Origin of the sequence: Thiocystis violacea (genome assembly GCF_016583565.1) — a bacterium.
GTDB classification, from domain to species: domain Bacteria; phylum Pseudomonadota; class Gammaproteobacteria; order Chromatiales; family Chromatiaceae; genus Thiorhodococcus; species Thiorhodococcus violaceus_A.
Map to the genome: position 1 here is coordinate 1 of NZ_NRRF01000080.1, position 17,234 is coordinate 17,234.

Annotated in this window: 20 protein-coding genes, 1 tRNA gene and 1 pseudogene; 6 read left to right on the forward strand and 16 right to left on the reverse strand. The window is 66.2% G+C overall.

The features are described 5' to 3' along the window. The 7 genes and pseudogenes from CKO23_RS26430 to CKO23_RS20825 all read right to left on the reverse strand — a co-directional run. Positions 1-386 (reverse strand): TIGR04222 domain-containing membrane protein (locus tag CKO23_RS26430; protein ID WP_346014650.1); only part of this gene is annotated, 386 nt, incomplete at its 3' end. Positions 387-468: 82 nt separating this feature from the next. Further along, positions 469-696 (reverse strand): annotated as a pseudogene (locus CKO23_RS26775) (hypothetical protein); the annotation flags it as partial. After that, positions 696-977: a hypothetical protein gene (locus CKO23_RS20805; RefSeq protein ID WP_200334413.1), complete on the reverse strand. Its 282-nt coding sequence runs from the start codon at positions 975-977 to the stop codon at positions 696-698. The gene CKO23_RS20805 and the pseudogene CKO23_RS26775, both read right to left, overlap by 1 nt. A gap of 192 nt (positions 978-1,169) precedes the next feature. Then, positions 1,170-1,745 (reverse strand): GNAT family N-acetyltransferase, encoded by a 576-nt coding sequence (locus tag CKO23_RS25930; RefSeq protein WP_242482612.1) that lies wholly within the window; start codon positions 1,743-1,745, stop codon positions 1,170-1,172. An 85-nt stretch (positions 1,746-1,830) separates the two neighbouring features. After that, complete coding sequence (locus tag CKO23_RS20815; protein WP_200334415.1) at positions 1,831-2,622, reverse strand: hypothetical protein; 792 nt, start codon at positions 2,620-2,622, stop codon at positions 1,831-1,833. Beyond that, complete coding sequence (locus tag CKO23_RS20820; RefSeq protein WP_200334417.1) at positions 2,600-3,565, reverse strand: hypothetical protein; 966 nt, start codon at positions 3,563-3,565, stop codon at positions 2,600-2,602. The genes CKO23_RS20815 and CKO23_RS20820 overlap by 23 nt, the downstream gene beginning before the upstream one ends. Positions 3,566-3,591: 26 nt before the next feature. Further along, complete coding sequence (locus CKO23_RS20825) at positions 3,592-3,831, reverse strand: Cro/CI family transcriptional regulator (protein WP_200334419.1); 240 nt, start codon at positions 3,829-3,831, stop codon at positions 3,592-3,594. A gap of 50 nt (positions 3,832-3,881) precedes the next feature. Here CKO23_RS20825 and CKO23_RS20830 point away from each other — a divergent pair, with 50 nt between their 5' ends. The 3 genes from CKO23_RS20830 to CKO23_RS20835 all read left to right on the forward strand — a co-directional run bounded on the left by CKO23_RS20830 (position 3,882) and on the right by CKO23_RS20835 (position 6,298). After that, positions 3,882-4,364, forward strand: coding sequence for a helix-turn-helix domain-containing protein (locus CKO23_RS20830; RefSeq protein ID WP_242482613.1), 483 nt, complete (start codon positions 3,882-3,884; stop codon positions 4,362-4,364). Positions 4,365-4,922: 558 nt separating this feature from the next. Then, positions 4,923-5,249 (forward strand): helix-turn-helix domain-containing protein, encoded by a 327-nt coding sequence (locus CKO23_RS26780; protein ID WP_369408007.1) that lies wholly within the window; start codon positions 4,923-4,925, stop codon positions 5,247-5,249. Next, the gene (locus CKO23_RS20835) at positions 5,159-6,298 is read left to right on the forward strand and encodes a tyrosine-type recombinase/integrase (RefSeq protein ID WP_369408008.1); all 1,140 of its coding nucleotides are present in this window, start codon (positions 5,159-5,161) and stop codon (positions 6,296-6,298) included. The genes CKO23_RS26780 and CKO23_RS20835 overlap by 91 nt, the downstream gene beginning before the upstream one ends. A gap of 29 nt (positions 6,299-6,327) precedes the next feature. Here the strand turns inward: CKO23_RS20835 and CKO23_RS20840 are convergent. The 8 genes from CKO23_RS20840 to ybgC all read right to left on the reverse strand — a co-directional run bounded on the left by CKO23_RS20840 (position 6,328) and on the right by ybgC (position 12,162). Beyond that, a tRNA-Lys gene (locus tag CKO23_RS20840) sits at positions 6,328-6,403 on the reverse strand. Positions 6,404-6,480: 77 nt separating this feature from the next. Next, entirely contained in the window at positions 6,481-7,359 is an 879-nt protein-coding gene (ybgF, locus tag CKO23_RS20845) for a tol-pal system protein YbgF (RefSeq protein WP_200334423.1), read from the reverse strand. Positions 7,360-7,373: 14 nt separating this feature from the next. Next, positions 7,374-7,922 (reverse strand): peptidoglycan-associated lipoprotein Pal, encoded by a 549-nt coding sequence (gene pal / locus CKO23_RS20850; RefSeq protein ID WP_200334425.1) that lies wholly within the window; start codon positions 7,920-7,922, stop codon positions 7,374-7,376. A gap of 13 nt (positions 7,923-7,935) precedes the next feature. Then, on the reverse strand, positions 7,936-9,246 hold the full coding sequence (gene tolB / locus CKO23_RS20855) for a Tol-Pal system beta propeller repeat protein TolB (RefSeq protein WP_200334427.1): 1,311 nt from the start codon (positions 9,244-9,246) through the stop codon (positions 7,936-7,938). Further along, entirely contained in the window at positions 9,243-10,598 is a 1,356-nt protein-coding gene (tolA, locus tag CKO23_RS20860) for a cell envelope integrity protein TolA (protein WP_200334429.1), read from the reverse strand. Before tolA ends, tolB begins: the two co-directional genes overlap by 4 nt. Before the next feature lie 2 nt (positions 10,599-10,600). Beyond that, positions 10,601-11,044: a protein TolR gene (tolR, locus tag CKO23_RS20865; RefSeq protein ID WP_200334431.1), complete on the reverse strand. Its 444-nt coding sequence runs from the start codon at positions 11,042-11,044 to the stop codon at positions 10,601-10,603. Between the two features lie 20 nt (positions 11,045-11,064). Beyond that, a complete protein-coding gene (gene tolQ / locus CKO23_RS20870) occupies positions 11,065-11,739 on the reverse strand; it encodes a protein TolQ (protein ID WP_200334433.1) in 675 nt (224 codons plus the stop codon). Positions 11,740-11,745: 6 nt separating this feature from the next. Further along, on the reverse strand, positions 11,746-12,162 hold the full coding sequence (gene ybgC, locus CKO23_RS20875; protein ID WP_346014651.1) for a tol-pal system-associated acyl-CoA thioesterase: 417 nt from the start codon (positions 12,160-12,162) through the stop codon (positions 11,746-11,748). A gap of 344 nt (positions 12,163-12,506) precedes the next feature. Here ybgC and CKO23_RS20880 point away from each other — a divergent pair, with 344 nt between their 5' ends. Then, positions 12,507-12,998 (forward strand): methyltransferase family protein, encoded by a 492-nt coding sequence (locus CKO23_RS20880; protein ID WP_200334437.1) that lies wholly within the window; start codon positions 12,507-12,509, stop codon positions 12,996-12,998. Positions 12,999-13,059: 61 nt separating this feature from the next. On the opposite strand, the gene CKO23_RS20885 is transcribed toward CKO23_RS20880, so the two are convergent. Next, entirely contained in the window at positions 13,060-15,123 is a 2,064-nt protein-coding gene (locus tag CKO23_RS20885) for a thioredoxin domain-containing protein (protein WP_200334439.1), read from the reverse strand. Between the two features lie 159 nt (positions 15,124-15,282). Here CKO23_RS20885 and CKO23_RS20890 point away from each other — a divergent pair, with 159 nt between their 5' ends. Next, entirely contained in the window at positions 15,283-16,479 is a 1,197-nt protein-coding gene (locus CKO23_RS20890; RefSeq protein WP_200334441.1) for a class I SAM-dependent rRNA methyltransferase, read from the forward strand. Between the two features lie 132 nt (positions 16,480-16,611). After that, positions 16,612-17,211, forward strand: a complete 600-nt coding sequence (locus CKO23_RS20895) for a L,D-transpeptidase family protein (protein ID WP_200334443.1) — start codon at positions 16,612-16,614, stop codon at positions 17,209-17,211. Positions 17,212-17,234 lie beyond the last annotated feature (23 nt).

The window sequence follows — 17,234 nt, forward strand, 5'->3', positions numbered from 1 at the left end:
CCGCCACCCCCCGCACCCGAGCTGTCGCCACCTTTGCCCTTCGGACTGCTGCCGCCAAAGAGCGAGTCGTTGGCCGCAACGTGCATCACATGATGGAGGTCGACCAAAGGCCCCATCCCGTAGCCGGCGAGCCCCAACAAGGCGACCATCCACAGCCGGTCGTCACCGCCGCGCCCGAGCTGAGACCGACCCGCCTCCAGCAGGCGTTTGCCATGGGCGGTGGCCCGTTCGCGGCCCAGACCCCGTAACAGCCACCCGGCGAGCAGCGCGGTCAGTGCCAGGCTGATTACCAGAAATCCGACCGGCCGCCCGACAAGGACACCGGCAATCAGGCGGATCACGCCGACCCCAAAGAGCGCGCTGAAGCCAATCGTGAGTGGCAGCACCGCCTTCGCCTGCAGGCTGCAGGCTGGGCCGTGCCAGCAGACCTGCCTGGCGCAGACGCTGCCCCATCATCCGCAGTGAAGTGCGTAGCTCGCGCTGGAGCCAGTGCCGAAAATGTGCCGCATCCTTGATCTGATGGACGCCCCCGAGGAGGTTGCGTGCGTAACGCTCGATCTTCGGTCGGTCTTCCGACACCGCGTGCTCCGCGATCACTTCCCGCGTGACGGCATTGACCCGCAACGCCCCCTGCTGCACCAGGCTGGCCATCAGGGTATCGAGCACCCGCTGTGGACCGCCCGACAGATAGGCCATCAGATAGGGGTCGTCGGCGCATTCCGCCGATGATCGGGGCGGCGCGCCGACCCACCCGCCAAGCAGGCGCACCGCACCGCAGCGGCGACGGCGACCAAGACCAGGAGCACCGTCCAATACCAACCAAGAAACGCCATGGCGTTGAGCGCCAAGGGGTTGCCGCCCGCTGCCGCGAGCGTCGCCGGGCGATCATCGAAACCCAGCACCGCGCCGGGCACCAGCAGGGTGCTGAGCGCAGCAAGAGACGACCGCTGAGGTTGAATCGAGTATAGGCGTCGCATCGAGATCGGGGTCCGCTGTGGCAAGCTGACATCTGATTGCCAGCTTAGGCGAGTTTGCGGGATGCGCCTATCCTGAAACCAGGGTTGGAGAAGGCTCGAGGCAGGATTCCACCATTCCGCTCGATCACGCAGGCTCGCAGCGTGATGGCCGGCGAGAGACCGCGTCGGCGTCGCGGTTGTCGAGCCTGACGCTTACCGCTGTCGGGAGGCGCCCGCATCTTGGTGAAACCCGGGGATGACGAGATGGATATGGTCTTCGAGGCCCGGCGTGGAGTCCTGAAGGCCGCTGGAGAGGCGCTGGCCAGGGCCGGTAGTGCGTTTCGCCTGTCCGGGGCGCGCCGGATGGCGGGGCAACGATCCGTGCCTCGCGTGCAGGCCGAGCAGGCGCGTCGGCTCTTGGCCCAGAGCTTCGAGGGGCGGGTGATGGCCGCCAGTGAAGCCACCTGGTTTCGCTGCCACGGCTGCGGCGCCGTGTTCAGTGAGGGCCAGCTTCGCTGCACCCGTTGCGACGCCCTCGTCGGGGACGTCCATGCCGATCACCGCCGGGGCCTGAAGCCGCGCGATGAGTCGGTCGCGACGGGCCTGCCAGAGCTGACGACCCAGCCCTTGGCTGCGGTGGTCTGGGCGGACGATGAAGCCCTCGGGGTCGGTGTCCCAGAAGATCTGGGCGTCGTTGAGACCGGGATTCCAGCCTTCGGCGGCGGCCCATTCGATCAGGGTGTCCAGCTCGGGGCGTGTCATGGCACGAATGGTCAGCGCAGGGGGCATGGTCGTGATCCTCGCGGTGGTGGGCGTTGGGCGATCAGCAGTCCTGGGGCCAAGGAGAGTGCCCTTGGAGGCGCCGGGCGGAGGCTCATGGCGTGCCTCGGCCCGCGCGCAGGCGCTCGACCTCTTTGGCGGTCGTGCGTTTGCGCTGCGCGATGTGCGCACGCCGGGCCTCGGCCCGCGCGCTGGGCGGTGTCGGCGGCGGCGGCACGGCGCGCAGGATCCGCTCACGCAGCGCCTGGAGCTGCTGGCGGGTGGTGGCCTCCTCGGTCTGCGGCAGGGCCACGACGGTCCCGGTCAGCCGCTTTGGGGTACTCGCGTCCTGCGGTGCCGGCAGCAGGTGGCGCACCGCCTCGGCCGACAGCCGTCCGGCGGCGACCGCACGCTGGGCAGCCTCGGTCCGCTGTCGGGGATCCCAGCCAAGCGAGAGTCGCCACTGGGGCGCTTGCCCCTGCCGGCGCCGCTCGGCCACCAGGCGCTCGTAGGCGGACTTGAAGGCCATGCGCGCGCCGACGCGGTCGCCGCGCTCCCACACCGGCGCGGCCGCCGTCGCGGCGAGCAGGATCTCCTCGGTGACGCAGACACTCGCGGCCTCGTCGAAGGTGTCGATCGCCAGTGCCCAGGCCTCGTCGGGACCGGGACGTCCACCGCCGGCGCGCTCCAGCACGGCGATGATGTCGCTCGGGCGCGGGAAGTAGCGCCCGCGCTCGGCGTCCAGCAGGTGACCATCCAGGACCTGGCGCAGGGTCGCAAGATCCAGGCGCTCGGCGAGCAAGCGCCACCAGGTCTGCTTGAGCCGCGCCGAGACGCTCTGCCCGTAGGTCTCGCCGACCTCATCGAGCAGGTCCGAGAAGGCTTTACGGTCGTGATCGCACAACATGGAACTCCCCCTCCAGCGGACCGGGGTCCGGGTTGAGAAAGGCCTCCAGCGCGGCCTGTTCGGCGTGCTGGCCGGCGGCCAGGGCGAGGAACTGCTCGACCCGGGCCGCGTCGCGGCAGATGAGCGCGATGTCGTCGAAGGCGCGCCCACGGTCGTTGCGCCCCTGGTGCCAGGCGGAGGCGCGGCAGCCGTCGATGGCGCGCTGCAGCTGGGCCGGCGTGTAGCCGTCCTTCAGGCGAGCGGCGATGGCGGAGCGCCGCTTGGCGTCCAGCTTGGCCTGGGGCTTGGCCATGACCTGCTGCCAGTAGGCGAAGATCGGCTGCACGGCATCGGTGCGGGCGGACACTGGGCCGCCAGGACGGGCATCGGGCTCGCCCCGGCCCGGGGTTGGACCACCGCCGCCGGACGCCGAAAACGGCCCGTCGCGCAATCTGTGCGTTAGCACAGTCTTTTCTTTCCGGATTCCGGATACCGGAAGGGTGCCGGGTTCCGCGCGCCCTTTTGAATTTGGCACCTGCCGGGTTGTCGACGGATCTGGCCCGCAGGCCGCGTCGTTGCTGGAATCCGAGGTGCCGGGATCGGTATGCCGGGTTTGTGCCGGGTTTGTGCCGGGTTTATTTGGCGCAAACTGATCCGTCCCCGCCAACGGAAGGAAAAAAATAAGCTGTTTCAAGGCACTGCGATTGCGCACCAAACCGGCGCGCTCAAGCCCTTCAGCGAGGCGCCGGACCTTGGCCTTGGTCGGCGTACCCGTGCCTTCGAGCCCCTGGCCGGGCTCGACATAGAGCGCCTCCTGCAAGCTGCGCCAGGAGATGCGACGGGTCGAACCAACCAAGCCGGTGTGATAGTCCATGAGGGTTCTCAGCACGATGTAGAGTTGCCAGAGCTCAGGGCGTTGTCCGCTGAGCGCGGCCAGTTCCGCGTCTTCGAGTCGGATGGCCACGACGTTCGATCACCCGCCCAAGCCGATCAGCCGCGGGACAGGCGTGAGCGACATGAGGCGCGCGCACCAGCGCGCACGGGCAGCGGCCCAAAGAGGTCCGGGCGCAGTTCCTCGAGCGACCAGCGCCCTTTGCGCGCGATGCAGACGGCGCTGCGCAGCGGAATGCGCTCGGACCACTGCGCCACTGCCTGCTTGGAGCAATCGGCTTCTTTGGCCACCGCGGCCAGGGTGCCCAGCGCGCTGATCAGGTCGGATTTGGTGATCATGGCGAAAAGTAAAGTACGATTGTGGCAAAAAGTCAATTGACCTGCAGGAGATGTCAAGTAAACTTGTCGCCATGGACACTGTCGCCGATCGCGTGAAGATCCTGCGCAAGCAGCTAAAGCTCACTCAAACCGCACTCGGGCAGTGCGCGGGTGGGATTTCCAAACAGGCGGTCTCGCAATGGGAGCGTGGGATCACGGAGCCGCAGTGGGAGGCGTTGAACGCCTTGCAGCGTGCCTGCGGCGTGAATCCCTACTGGCTTCTGCACGGCACGGAGCCGATGCTCGCGTCGGAGCACACGCCGAGCGCAGGCGCAACGCCCGTCGGCCCTTCCCCGCCGGGTCATCCAGGGACACCTCCGCTCGCCGAGCTGCTCGATGATCTGTCGCGGCGCCTGGCGGCGGCCGACCCAGCTGTACGGGATGAAGTGACGCGGCTGGTCCTGCGTTATCTGGAGAACCCACCGGCGGGGGCACGGATTGCCAAGGCGATTGAGCTCTTGCTCGGAGAGGATGAGAACCTGCCGCCGGCATGAGGCTGCGCGCCGAGGGCTTGCCACCTTTCCGTGACCCTCTATGCAGCGCCACGCCAGGCGCGTCCCAAACCTGATCGCTCGAGGGATGGGCGCTGCCTCCCAACGGCCCCAGTCAACCGTCCGCTTGACACATAAAGTCAATTACGATTTACTTTTGACTAAGCCCCATCTGCCGACACTGCTGTGCATGCTCCGGCACACGGCACCCCATCGACCTGCAAAGCAGAAGCAGACAACGACACGTCGCGATCTCTAGGAGAGGCAGCCATGCGACATCCTTGCAGCAGGCCAATTAACCGAGGAAAGGTACTCCGGCACGGCCGTCATTGCCTGAAACGGACTGCGGTCCTCCACACTCGAGACGGCCTCGGCGCAGGCTGTGCTGCCACCGGTCCGCGGCAATCGTCACAAGACATCCGAGTCGTTGCTAGCACCGGAGGGCATAGAGGTCCACATGGCCCCACCAGCTGCGCGAGGCGGCTGGGAAGACGGCTGCATTGAGACTTGATGGAATCCGCCACGCGAGATTCACGAACTCTTCCCGGTGCGACCCAATCGATGAGAACCCTCGATCTAACTGAGGCATCCGCCTTCCTGCGCATGCATCCGGAGACGCTACGTCGACTCGCCGCCGCAGGGGAGATTCCCAGCGCCAAGCCGGGAAAGCACTGGGTCTTCATCGACGAGGACTTGGCCAACTGGCTGCGCTCACGCTACGCTGAGACGGCGCGGGCGGCAGAGCCACGAGGGCAACCGACATGCTCTACCGCAGACCAAACAGCCGCAGGTGGTGGGTGCGATTCACCACGCCAAACGGCAAAAAAGTACGCCAGTCTACTGGCACCGAAGACAAGAAGGCTGCCGAGGAGTACGAAGCGCAGCTGAAGCAGGAGCGCTGGCGCGAGGAGCGCCTTGGACAGCGCCCCCGCCACACCTGGCAGGAGGCCGTGGTCCGCTGGATCGAGGAGACGGCACACAAGGCGAGCCACGAGGACGATCTCTGTCACTTGCGATGGCTGGACCCGCATCTGGCCGGCCTCGTGTTGGATGACATCGACCGCGATCGCTTGGATCAGATCGCGCGCGCAAAGCGTCAGGACGGCGCCTGCAACGCAACCGCCAACCGGATGTTGGCGCTCGTGCGCGCCATGCTCCGGCGTGCCGAGCGTGAATGGGGGTGGCTGGAGCGCGCACCCTCCGTCCGGCTGCTGCCGGAGTCGAAGCAACGGATTCGCTGGCTGACCCACGAGGAAGCGGAGCGACTCATCGCGGAACTGCCCGAGCATCTGGCCGACATGGCGCGCTTTAGTCTGTCCACGGGGCTGCGTGAGGCGAATGTGACCGCACTCGAGTGGAGCCAGGTGGATCTTGAGCGACGCGTCGCCTGGATCCATCCGGACCAAGCCAAGGCGCGAAGGGCGATCGGCGTGCCCCTCAATACCGACGCCGTCCTGATCCTGCGGCGTTGGGAGCACCGGCACTCGCAACGGGTCTTTGCCTATCAGAGGCGCAATAGCCGGGGTGCGATGGAATGGACGCCGATCACCAAGGCCGGAACGGCCGCCTGGAAGAAGGCCTTGAAACGGGCTGGAATCGAGGATTTTCGCTGGCACGACCTACGTCATACCTGGGCCTCGTGGCATGTGCAGTCCGGCACACCGCTGCATGTGCTCCAAGAGCTGGGCGGCTGGACCAGTTTCGAGATGGTCCGCAAGTACGCTCATCTCGCGCCCGAGCATTTGGCGGCGCATGCCGCCCGGATCGAGACCGGCCTCCGCGTGCTGGACGCGGGCTCGCCCGGAGCGGCCGAGGCGCTGGAAATGCGCTCAACCTGTGATCTGGAAGACACTGGCGTAGCAACGGGGTGCGGAAAGAGCGCACATTTTCCGGCACACCCCAACGTCGCGATAACAAAAAAGGGATACACCGCATGATGTATCCCTTTGATGTTAAATCGTTAATTTGGTGCGCCCTGTGCGACTCGAACGCACGACCACCTGATTAAAAGTCAGATGCTCTACCAACTGAGCTAAGGGCGCGAAAGGCTGGTCATTATAGTCTGCTCTTTTGCTTTTTCAAGAGCGGATGAGCCGGCCAATTGGATCCGCCAGATCACTCAGGGTGTCCCGCGGCTGATGCGTTCGAGTCGGCTCTTGGCGAGTCTGGCCTCTGTGGTGTTTGGATAGGTGCGGATGACCTGCTCTAAGGTCGCCTTGGCCTGGTCCAAGTCGCGCTGCTCGAATTGGATGAAACCGATCTTCAACATGGCGCCAGGGACCTTGGGACTGCTCGGGTTGAGCTGGACGAGGCGATCGTACTCGGCCATGGCGGATGGATAGTCGCGCAGGACATAGTAGGTCTCGCCGAGCCAGTAGCGGGCGTTGTCGGCGAACTCGCCCTGGGGATAGCGACGCAGCAGCTCGTTGAAGGCGGCCTTGGCTTCCTCGTACTTGCGGTCTTTGAGCAGCTCGAAACCATGGCTGTAGAGATCCCGCTCGCTACCGCCGATGGTCTCGGGCGAGGGCAGCGAGGGGATGCCAACCGCGCCAGGGCTGGAAGGCGTCGGCGCCACCACTGGCGCATCCGACGGCTGCGCGCCAGCCGGCGGAGACAGCGCGCCGCCGCTGGCATCCACCATGCCCGGCGGCAGCGGCGGCTGGGCTTCACCATTGCCCGCGGGGCTCCCGAGCGGCGTGGCCTGACCGCCACTGAGCGACCGGTTGAGACGCGAGTCGATATCCAGGAATTGATCGCGTTGCTGGCGCTGGAGCTTTTCGATGTCGAAACGCTGCTGCTCGACCATGCCACGCAACTCTTGCATCTCAGTCTGCAGACGCTGCACCTGCAGCAGCAGATCGGAGCCGCTCTGGTTCTCCAGGATGCGTTCGAGGCGGCCGACACGCCCCTCCAAGACCTGATCAGCGTGGGCGAGCGTGGTCGTCAATCCCATGACAGCCGCCGCTGTCAGCAAGGTCGCGTGCAAGTGAGACTTCATAACGTGGCTTCCCATCAATACTGGATGATGACGCGACGGTTCTGACGCCAGGATTGCTCATTGTGACCGAGCCCCGCGGGGCGCTCCTCACCGTAGCTCAGCGTCGCCATCTGGTCTGGTCGCACCCCTTCGGCGAGCATGAAGCGACGCACGGCTTCCGCGCGCTGGTCGCCAAGCGCCAGGTTGTATTCGCGCGTTCCCCGCTCGTCCGTATGACCTTCGAGGGTCACGCGCGTCTCCGTATGACCGCCGAGATAGCGCGCGTGCGTGCGCATCAGGGGGAGAAATTCCTGCTTGATCTCGGCCGTGTCGTAGTCGAAATAGATGGTGCGATTGAAGAGTGGATTCGCTGGGTCCTCCCAAGGACCGGCGTACGTGGGTTTGATCGGCTCGACCGGTGTCGTGACGGCATCTTCCCGAGTGACGCGGGGCAATGGCGCTGGAGGCGCGACCGGGACCGACTCGGGCAACGGCTCCCTTGGTGTGCTCGCGCAGCCGGTCAGGGCGAGTACGAGCACGAACAGCGCAAGGATCGGAACTTGGAATCTTGAAAGGCCACGCATGGTGCTGGGCTCCTCAGCGCATGAAGGGGGACCAGGCCGGCTCTCGCACCTGCCCCGAGTCTTGGGATAGACGTTGGCTCCCGCCACCCTCGACGGAGGCGGCGGCCAAGACGCCCCGGTCGCCATGAATGGTGGCGTAAATTACCATGCTGCCGTTGGGCGCGAAACTCGGGGACTCGTCCAGATCGCCGCTGCTGAGCAGACGGGTGGTCCCGCGACCGGTGTCCAGCACCGCGATGCGAAAGGCACCATTGATGCGCGTCACCATGGCGATCGAGCGGCCGTCCGGCGAATAGGAGGCGCGGCCATTGTAGTCGCCGTCGATGCTGACCCGCTCGGCCGCCCCGCCGGATGCGGACATCCGATAGATCTGCGGGCTACCGCCCCGGTCCGAGGTGAAGATGATGGAGCGGCCGTCCGGCGACCAGGACGGCTCGGTGTCAATGGCGTAGTGGTCGGTCAGCCGGATCAGCTCGCGGCTGAGCAGGTTGAGCGTGTAGATATCCGGATTCCCATCCTTGGACAGGGTCATGGCGAGACGCGTGCCATCCGGAGAGAAGGCCGGCGAACCATTGATGCCCGGGTAGCTGGCGAGCAGCTCGCGGCGGCCGGAATCGAGCTCCTGCACATAGATCGCGGGGCGTCGGTTCTCGAACGAGACATAGGCGATGCGGCGGCCGTCCGGGGACCAGGCGGGCGACATGATGGGCTCACCCGAGGAGACGATGGTCTGCGGGTTGTAGCCGTCGGCGTCCGACACGCGCAGGGTCACCTTGAGGCTATCCCCGCTGCCGGTCGAGGTGATGTAGGCGATCCGCGTCGCGGCCACGCCTTTCTGGCCGGTCAGCTTCTCGTAGATCATGTCCGCGATGTGGTGGGCGGTGGCGCGCAGGCCGTTCTTGGTGCTCAGCATGCTGGTGCTGGCCAGCTCGGTCCCGCGGAAGACATCGTAGAGGCTGAAGCTCACCCGAAAGCCGGTCGCATCGGTCTCGACGCGGCCGATGACCAGGTTGTTCATCCCGAGCAGACTCCAGTCGCGCAGGTCCACATCCGCATGCGTGGTCGGCATGTCGAGCATGTCGCGCGTCGGCATGGGCTTGAACTTGCCGGTGCGGGCCAGGTCCGCGCTGATGATGGCGGCGACATCGATCGGCGGAATGAGGCCTTCCGAGACACCGAAGGGGACGACGGCGATGGGCTGCGCGGCCTCGACACCGCCGGTGATCTGGATGTTCAGACGTGGCGCGGCCGAGGCGAGCGCTACGCCGCACAGGCTCAGGGCGGCGGCGAGGAGGATGCGCAGCAAGCGCGTTGTTCGGCTCATGGTGCGGTATCTCGAGGCTTGAAGGTGAAATCGAAGTCGCGGAAGAATTCGAAGGGTGGACCTGATGGCACTCGCAGTGGCGAGGCTTTGTAAACGGCAGCGATCACGGATTGGTCGAACGCGGTGTTACCGCTACTCCCGGCAAGCCGGACGCTATTCGGCACCACCTCGCCGGTCGCGAGCAAACGCAACGAGACTTTCGTTTCCAGATTCACATCGTTAGCTGGTGGACGGACCCAATATTGGCCAACTCGATCCCGGATCGCCGCGATGTAAGGCTCCGCTTCCCGCTCAATCTGCTCCCAAGCAAGCTGGGACAGCAAATCCTCTTCGCGCGACCGTTGAGCCTCCTGGGCCGCGGCACGCTGCGAATCCACGGCCGCCTGCTCGCGCGCCTGCTGCTCGCGACGGCGCTGCTCGACCTCTTCCGCAAGGCGGCGCTGCTCGTCCTCCGCCAGCCGCTGGGCCTCCTCGGCAATGCGCTGCTGACGCTCGGCCTCCAGCCTGGCCTGCTCCTCGGCGGCGCGCTGCTCGGCTTCCTTGCGCAGACGCTCGCGCTCGGAGGCCATCTGCCTGGCCGCCTCCTCCGCGCGCAGGCGCTCCGCCTGCGCCCGCGCACGCGCCTCGGCGGCCTGGCGTTCCTCGTCGGCCTGACGGCGGGCGAGTTCCGCGGCCTGACGGCGTGCCTCCTCCTCGGCGCGCAGCTGCTCCGCTTTGGCCTGCTCGCGTGCGGCTTGGGCGCGTCGTTCCTGCTCGGCCTGGCGGCGCGCGGCCTCGGCCTGACGTGTCGCCTCGGCCTGCGCCGCCCGGCGCTGCTCTTCGGCCGCCTGGCGCTGCGCGGCTTCCTGAGCGCGCTGAGCCTCTAGCTGGGCTTGTCGCCGCGCCGCTTCCTCGGCCTCGCGCTGGGCGGCCTGCTCAGCTTCGCGCTGGGCGGCCTGCTCAGCCTCGCGCCGTGCAACCTGCTCAGCCTCGCGACGGACCTGCGCCTCGCGCTGCGCCTCAGCCTCGCGCTGCGCCGCAAGTTCCGCTTGGCGCTGCGCCTCCTCGGCCGCCAGTCTCCGCGCCTCGATCTCGGCCGCATCCGGCTCGGGCGGCGCCTCGGGGGCCGCGGCACCATCCGCTTGCAGGGCCTGATCCGCTGGCGGCCGCGCCGTCTCGGATTCGATCTCGGCGACGAGCGCGTCCAGGGTGCGGTCGGAGACGATGGTTGCCTTGACGACGCGCGCCTTGGCGCCGGCATCCACCGCCGGGCGGGTCAGGTTGACGCCCAGGAACAGGAGCATCGCAAAGACGAGATGCAGCCCGAGCGACCAGTAGAAGGCGCGCCGATTGCGGCGCAGGATCTCCCACATGGCTAGCGCTCACGGCGCTCCGGGGGCACGGTGATCAGCCCGACCTCCGGCGCACCCGCGGCTTGGGCGATGACCATGGCACGCACCACACGGCCATAGTCGACTCGGTTGTCCGCCCGCACCAGGATGGGCGTGTCCGGGCGGTATTCGAGCACGGTGCGAATCCTGTCGAAGAGGATCTGATCGCTCGCCGGCTGATTCTTCTCCGTGCCGACATCCACGTAGTAGTCGCCGAATTCGTCCACGGTGATGACGACCGACTCGGTGGTCGGGCTCGCGAGCCCGCCCGCCTTCTCCTGCGGCAGACTCACCTTGACGCCCGAGGTGATCAGGGGCGCCGTCACCATGAAGATGACCAGCAGCACCAGCATCACATCGATGTAGGGCACGACATTGATCTCGGCCATCAACCGGCGGCGGTTGCGGCGGCGCATATGCTTGACCATGGCAGCAGGCTCCGGGCGACTCAGCCGCGGCCTTGACGCTGGAGCAGGGTGGAGAACTCTTCGACGAATTCCTCGTACCTGTTATTGATGCGCTCGACCTGGTTCGCGTAACGGTTGTAGGCGATGACCGCCGGGATGGCGGCGAAGAGTCCGATCGCCGTTGCGACCAGGGCCTCCGAGATACCGGGCGCGACCAGCGCCAACGTAGCCTGCTCCACATTTCCCAGTGCGTGGAAGGCCTGCATGATTCCCCACACGGTGCCGAAGAGCCCGACATAGGGGCTGGTCGAGCCGACCGTCGCGAGGAAGGCCAGGTTGGTCTCCAAGCGATCCATCTCACGGCTCATGGCCACGCGCATGGAGCGCTCCGCCCCCTGCAGCACCGCCATCATGTCATTGCCCTCGGTTTTGCGCAGGCGGACGAACTCCTTGAAGCCGGCGCGGAAGATCGACGCCAGACCCTGACTGCCCTTGCCCTTCTCGCTGAGCTCTTTGTAGAGCGCGCTGAGATCTCCGCCTGACCAGAACCGCTCCTCGAAGGCGTTCGCGGTCTTGCGCGCGGCGCCGAGGACCCGGGCACGGTCGAGAATCATCGTCCAGGAGATGACGGATGCCACCAACAGGACGGCCAACACCAACTGAACGACGAAGCTCGCGTTGAGCACCAGGCTCAGCAGCGACAGATCGGTACTCATTGCAGATTACTCCGTGGGCGCGTGCAGTTGACGCGCGAGACCAGACAGGATTCCGTTGACGAGGAAGTCAGGCATGCGCCGTGGACGCAAGGTCGCGGCATCCAGGCAAACCACCTTGACGCGTCCCTGGCAGCAGCAGCGTTGATCGGTGGCACGCACAACGCTCTGCTCGAACTCCAGGCTTGCGCCTCCGCGCCGCGCCAGTGCCGACCTCACGGTCAAGCGGTCATTGAAGCGCGCGGGAAAGAGGTAATCCAGCGTCAGGTCGCGCACGGCGAAGAGGAGATCGTGATGCTCGCGCAGCGCATCCTGCTCGAACCCGAGGGCACGCAGCCACTCGGTGCGCCCGCGCTCCATGAAGCGCAGATAGTTGGCGTAGAAGACCACGCCCGCCGCGTCCGTGTCCTCATAGTAGACTCGCACGGGCCAGTCGAAGGTCGCGCCAAGGTCCTCGCTAGAGCCAGAGTCGTCTGAGCGAGCGTGATTCGAGGAAGATGCATCGGAAGGAGTCATACGTCGGAACAAATCATGTGTCAGAACAAATCATGTGTCAGAACAAATCATGTGTCAGAACAAATCATGTGTCGGAACAAGTCATGTATCGGAGTGACTAAGGCAGCGCCGCCCAAAATGCTGGAGTGTATCGAAAAGCACTGGCACAGGCACCTTATCGGAGGTCGACGTCGGCCAAGCCGAGCGTCTTCCCTTCAGTCAACCGACATCGCACACCCACCCATCGCAACAGCGACAACCACAAGGAGTCGAACATGTCAGCCTTGCATGCCCTCAAAGGCAAACGCGGCGAGTATCTCGTCGTGCTGCAATTCGTCCTTTTTTTCGCCTTTATCATCACACCGGCCTGGAATCCGCTCGCGACCCAGGGCGTGATGGAGGCGATCGCACCCCTACGCTGGGGTGCCTTAGCTTTGTTCGGGCTGGTCGCCCTCGCCTTCGGCGGCCTGGGCTCGATGCACATCCGCGACTACCTCACCCCGCTCCCCTACCCCGTCGACCACAGTCAACTGGTGCAGCACGGCGTCTATTCTCTGGTGAGGCATCCGCTCTATAGCAGCCAACTCTTCGCGGCCTTCGGCTGGACGCTCTACAGCCTCAGCCTCACCCACCTGGCCATCCTGGCGGTTGGCTTCTTCTTCTTCGACTACAAGGCGGGCAAGGAGGAAGGCTGGCTCACGGAGCGGCATCCCGAGTATGCGGACTATGCGCGGCGGGTGAAGAAGTTCGTACCTTGGGTCTATTAGCGGAGCACGGCTCGCCAGTCGCACTGCGCGCCGCGGCGGATGGTCCCGACCGGTCGGCCACTCAGGCCAATTCGGCGAGCGACCCGACAGGTGGCTCGCAATGGGTTCCACGGCAGCGGTAGATGCACGGACGATCGCCCGCCCGCATCGCCGCCAGGGTGCCCGGGAGCCTGGTCTGAGACGCCGGGATGGCGAGGACGAGCCGATGGGGTCGGTAGCCCTGCTGGGCCTGCCTTTGCCAGGTTTCCAAGCGGTCGTCCGACGCACGGATCACCATCACCTCGGGCGGCTGCAGGTGCTCCTCCAGCGCCATGAGGAGCATGGCGTGCGCGTAGGGCATGCGCCGCATGGATGCGGCGGCAAGTTTGAGGGCGCCCGCCGCCGCATTCAGGTATCTCGGCTCGCCGATGAGGTGCCCCAGGCGCTGCAGTGCAAAGGCCGCGACGCCGTTGCCCGAGGGCATGGACTCATCGGCCAAGGGTTTCGGGCGATGGATGAGCGGCTCATGGTCGTGCCCGGTCAGCCAGAAGCCGCCCTGCTCGGGATCCTGGAACTGCTCCAAGAGGACCTCGGCGAGGTCGATGGCAAAGTCCAGACGATCTCCCGACCAGCGTGTCTGGAGCAGCTCCAGCAGGGCATCGATGAGGTTGGCGTAGTCGTCCAGGTAGGCGTTGAGATGGGCGATGCCGTCCCTGTAGGTCGCGCGCAGACGCCCTTGCCGCCATAGCGTGGCGCGTATGAAGCGCAGCGCCTGCTCGGCGGATTCGAGATAGTCGGGGCGGTCGAAGACCCGTGCCGCGCGCGCCATCCCCTTGACCATGAGGGCGTTCCAGGCGGTCAACACCTTGTCGTCACAACCGGGGCGCACACGGCGCTCGCGTGCCGCGAACAGGGTCGCGCGGGCGCTGGCGAGCAGGGCATCGACCTGCGCCTCGCCAAGCCCCAGACCCCCCGCGACCGCTTGCGGCGACCTGCGCCCATGCAGGTGCCAGCGCCCCTCGAAACCGGCGGGCTGGTCGAGCCCATAGACGGCGGCAAAGGGGGCATCTTCCGCCGGACTCAGCAGCGCGCGAACCTCATCGCGGTCCCAGAGGTAGAACGTGCCCTCATGGCCCTCGCTGTCGGCGTCCAGGCTCGAGTAATAGCCTCCCTCGGGCGACTGCATCTCCCGCATCACCCAGTCGGCCGTGGCTTCCGCCGCATGACGAAAGATCGGCTCGCCGCTCGTCGCGTAGGCGTCGCTGCAGAGGGCGAGCAGCGGCCCGTTGTCGTAGAGCATCTTCTCGAAGTGCGGGATCATCCAGCGCGCATCCACCGAATAGCGATAGAAACCGCCGCCGAGCTGGTCCAGGAGACCGCCGCGGACCATGCGCTCCAGGCTGAGGGTCGCCATCCGCAGCGGTCCCGGCACTGACCCGACGCCTGCCGCGCCCGCGGCATGCCGCCTGAGCAAGAACTCCAGGTCGGGCGCGTGGGGGAACTTCGGCGCCGCGCCGAAGCCGCCATGCTCGGTGTCGAAAACCTCGGCCAACTGCGTGACGGCGGCGTCCAGTAGCGCCGCCTCCGGCAGGCTCTGGCCCATGGTCGGCTCCAGCTTCGCCATCGCATCCATGAGGGCGGCATTCTGCGAACGGATGGCATCGCGCTGCTCGCGATAGGCACGCTCGACGCTCGCCAACAGCTGCGCGAAAGATGGCATCCCGTGGCGCGGCTCGGGCGGGAAATAGGTCCCGGCAAAGAAGGGCCGATGATCGTCCGGGGTCAGGAAGACGGTCAGCGGCCAGCCGCCCGCACGCTGGGTCAGCAGCTGGTGGGCCGTCTGATGGAGACGGTCGAGATCGGGCCGCTCCTCGCGGTCGACCTTGATGTTGACGAAGAGCCGGTTCATCAGCGCCGCCGTCGCTGGGTCCTCGAAGGACTCATGCGCCATCACATGGCACCAGTGGCAGGCCGCGTAGCCGATCGACAGGAGGATGGGGCGATCCTGCTCACGCGCGAGGGCGAGCGCCTCCTCGCACCAGGGCCACCAATCGACCGGGTTGTGGGCGTGCTGCTGGAGGTAGGGGCTGGTGGTTGTCGCCAGCCGGTTGGTCTGCGCGGCCACGCGGGCATCGGACGGGGACATGGCGGATCCTCCGGGGTCTGGTTGACGACGGCTCGCGCCGCTTCAACCGAGAGTGGGTTGCCTCGCCGCGGCTTTCCATGGCAAGGCCAGCCGCCGCCGCTTCTGATAGTCTTCATGGGTTAACCACAGACCGCACTCACCCCCAACCGGGAAGCCGACATGAAACCTCAGCCACTCATCCTGCGCAAAGATCAGGAGCGCCGCCTCCTTGCCGGCCATTGCTGGATCTACAGCAATGAAGTCGATACCCAAGCCACGCCATTGAAGGGTCTGGAGCCGGGGCAGCCCGTGGAGATCCTCAGCCGGCAGGAGCGCTGGATCGGCCACGGCTATGCCAACCCGCACGCGCTGCTGTGCGCCCGCATCCTGAGCCGGGACCGGGATCATCCGCTCAGCCCAGCACTCTGGCTGAAACGGATTCACGACGCACTGCAACTGCGCCAGCGTCTGCACCAGGCGCCGTTCTACCGGCTGGTGTTCGGGGAGAGCGATGGTCTGCCGGGGCTGGTCGTGGACCGCTATCAGGACCTGCTGGCGGTGCAGATCACCACGGCTGGGATGGAGCGTGTGCGCGGTGAGATCCTGGCGGCGCTGGAGCAGGTCGTGCGTCCCAAGGCCATCGTGCTGCGCAACGACACGGCCGTGCGCGAGCTGGAGGGACTCGATCAGGGCGTGGAGTGCGTGCTCGGCGAGCCCACGGACGAGCTGACGCTGACCGAGCATGGCCTGGAGTTTCGCATCTCGCCCATGACCGGACAGAAGACGGGCTGGTTCTTCGACCAAGCCGAGAACCGCGCGCGCTTGGCCCGCTATGGTGTCGGCGAGCGGGTGCTGGATGTGTGCAGCTACATCGGCGCCTGGGGCTTGCGTGCGGCCGCGCTGGGGGCCTCCGAGGTGACCTGCGTCGATGTCTCGCACCAGGCGCTCGAGCGCGTGGCGGACAACGCGGCGCGCAATGGACTCGATCGGCAGGTGCATCACCGCCAAGGCGACGCCTTTGAAGTCCTGCGCGCGCTGCGCGACGAGAACCGGCGCTTCGACACGGTCATTCTGGATCCGCCGGCCTTCATCAAGCGTCGCAAGGACGAGAAGGAAGGCACACAGGCCTATCAACGGCTCAATCGGCTCGGCATGGAGCTGTTGGAGCCGGGTGGTCTGCTCGTCACCTCCTCGTGCTCCTTCCACATGGGGCGCGATGCCTTTCTGCACGCTGTCCAGCAGGCGGCGCGGCGCGCTGGCCGCAGCCTGCAGGTGCTGGAGGTCGGTCAGCAAGCCCCGGATCACCCGGTTCACCCCGCCATCCCGGAAACGGCGTATCTCAAGACGCTGTTTCTCCGTGTCCTACCCAGCTTCTAGCGCGACACCAGCGCCACACGCGGAAGGCCTATCGGTGAAGAAGATAGATTTTTCTCAGCGTCTTACATAGACTTTTTGGCACTGGTTACGAGCTTTACGACACGACGACATGCCTGCTACAGGACCCGGCCTATGAACGCTGAAATACCGCCCGCACACGCCATCGAAACCCTTCATCACGCGCCGTCGCCGGCCCCGTCGACTCGGCGGCGGCTCGTCCGCGCGACCGGCGCACTCACCTTGATCGCCCTCCTTGGCTTGGCGGGCTGTGCCACCCCGCCTCCGCCGACCCAATATGTCGGTCCCGTGGATCGGGTGGTCGTCAAGAAATCCGCGCGCAAGCTGGAGCTCGTCAGTAGCGGCAAGGTCGTTCGGGAGTACCGCGTCGCCCTCGGCGGCTCGCCGGTCGGACACAAGTTCCGCGAAGGGGATCAGCGCACGCCAGAAGGCACCTATGTGCTGAACTGGCGCAATCCGAACAGCAACTATTACAAGGCGATCCACATCTCCTATCCCAATGAGCGGGATCGGCACGTCAGCCGCCAGCTCGGTTACAGCCCGGGCGGCATGATCATGCTCCATGGCTTGCCGAACTACATCCAATCCGAGAGCATGCGTCGCCAATATAGCAGCCGCGATTGGACGCACGGCTGCATTGCTTTACAAAACAGCGATATGGACGAGATCTGGCGGATGGTGCGGGACGGCACCCCGATCCAGATCACGCCCTGATCGGAGGCGCGCTCACCCCCCCT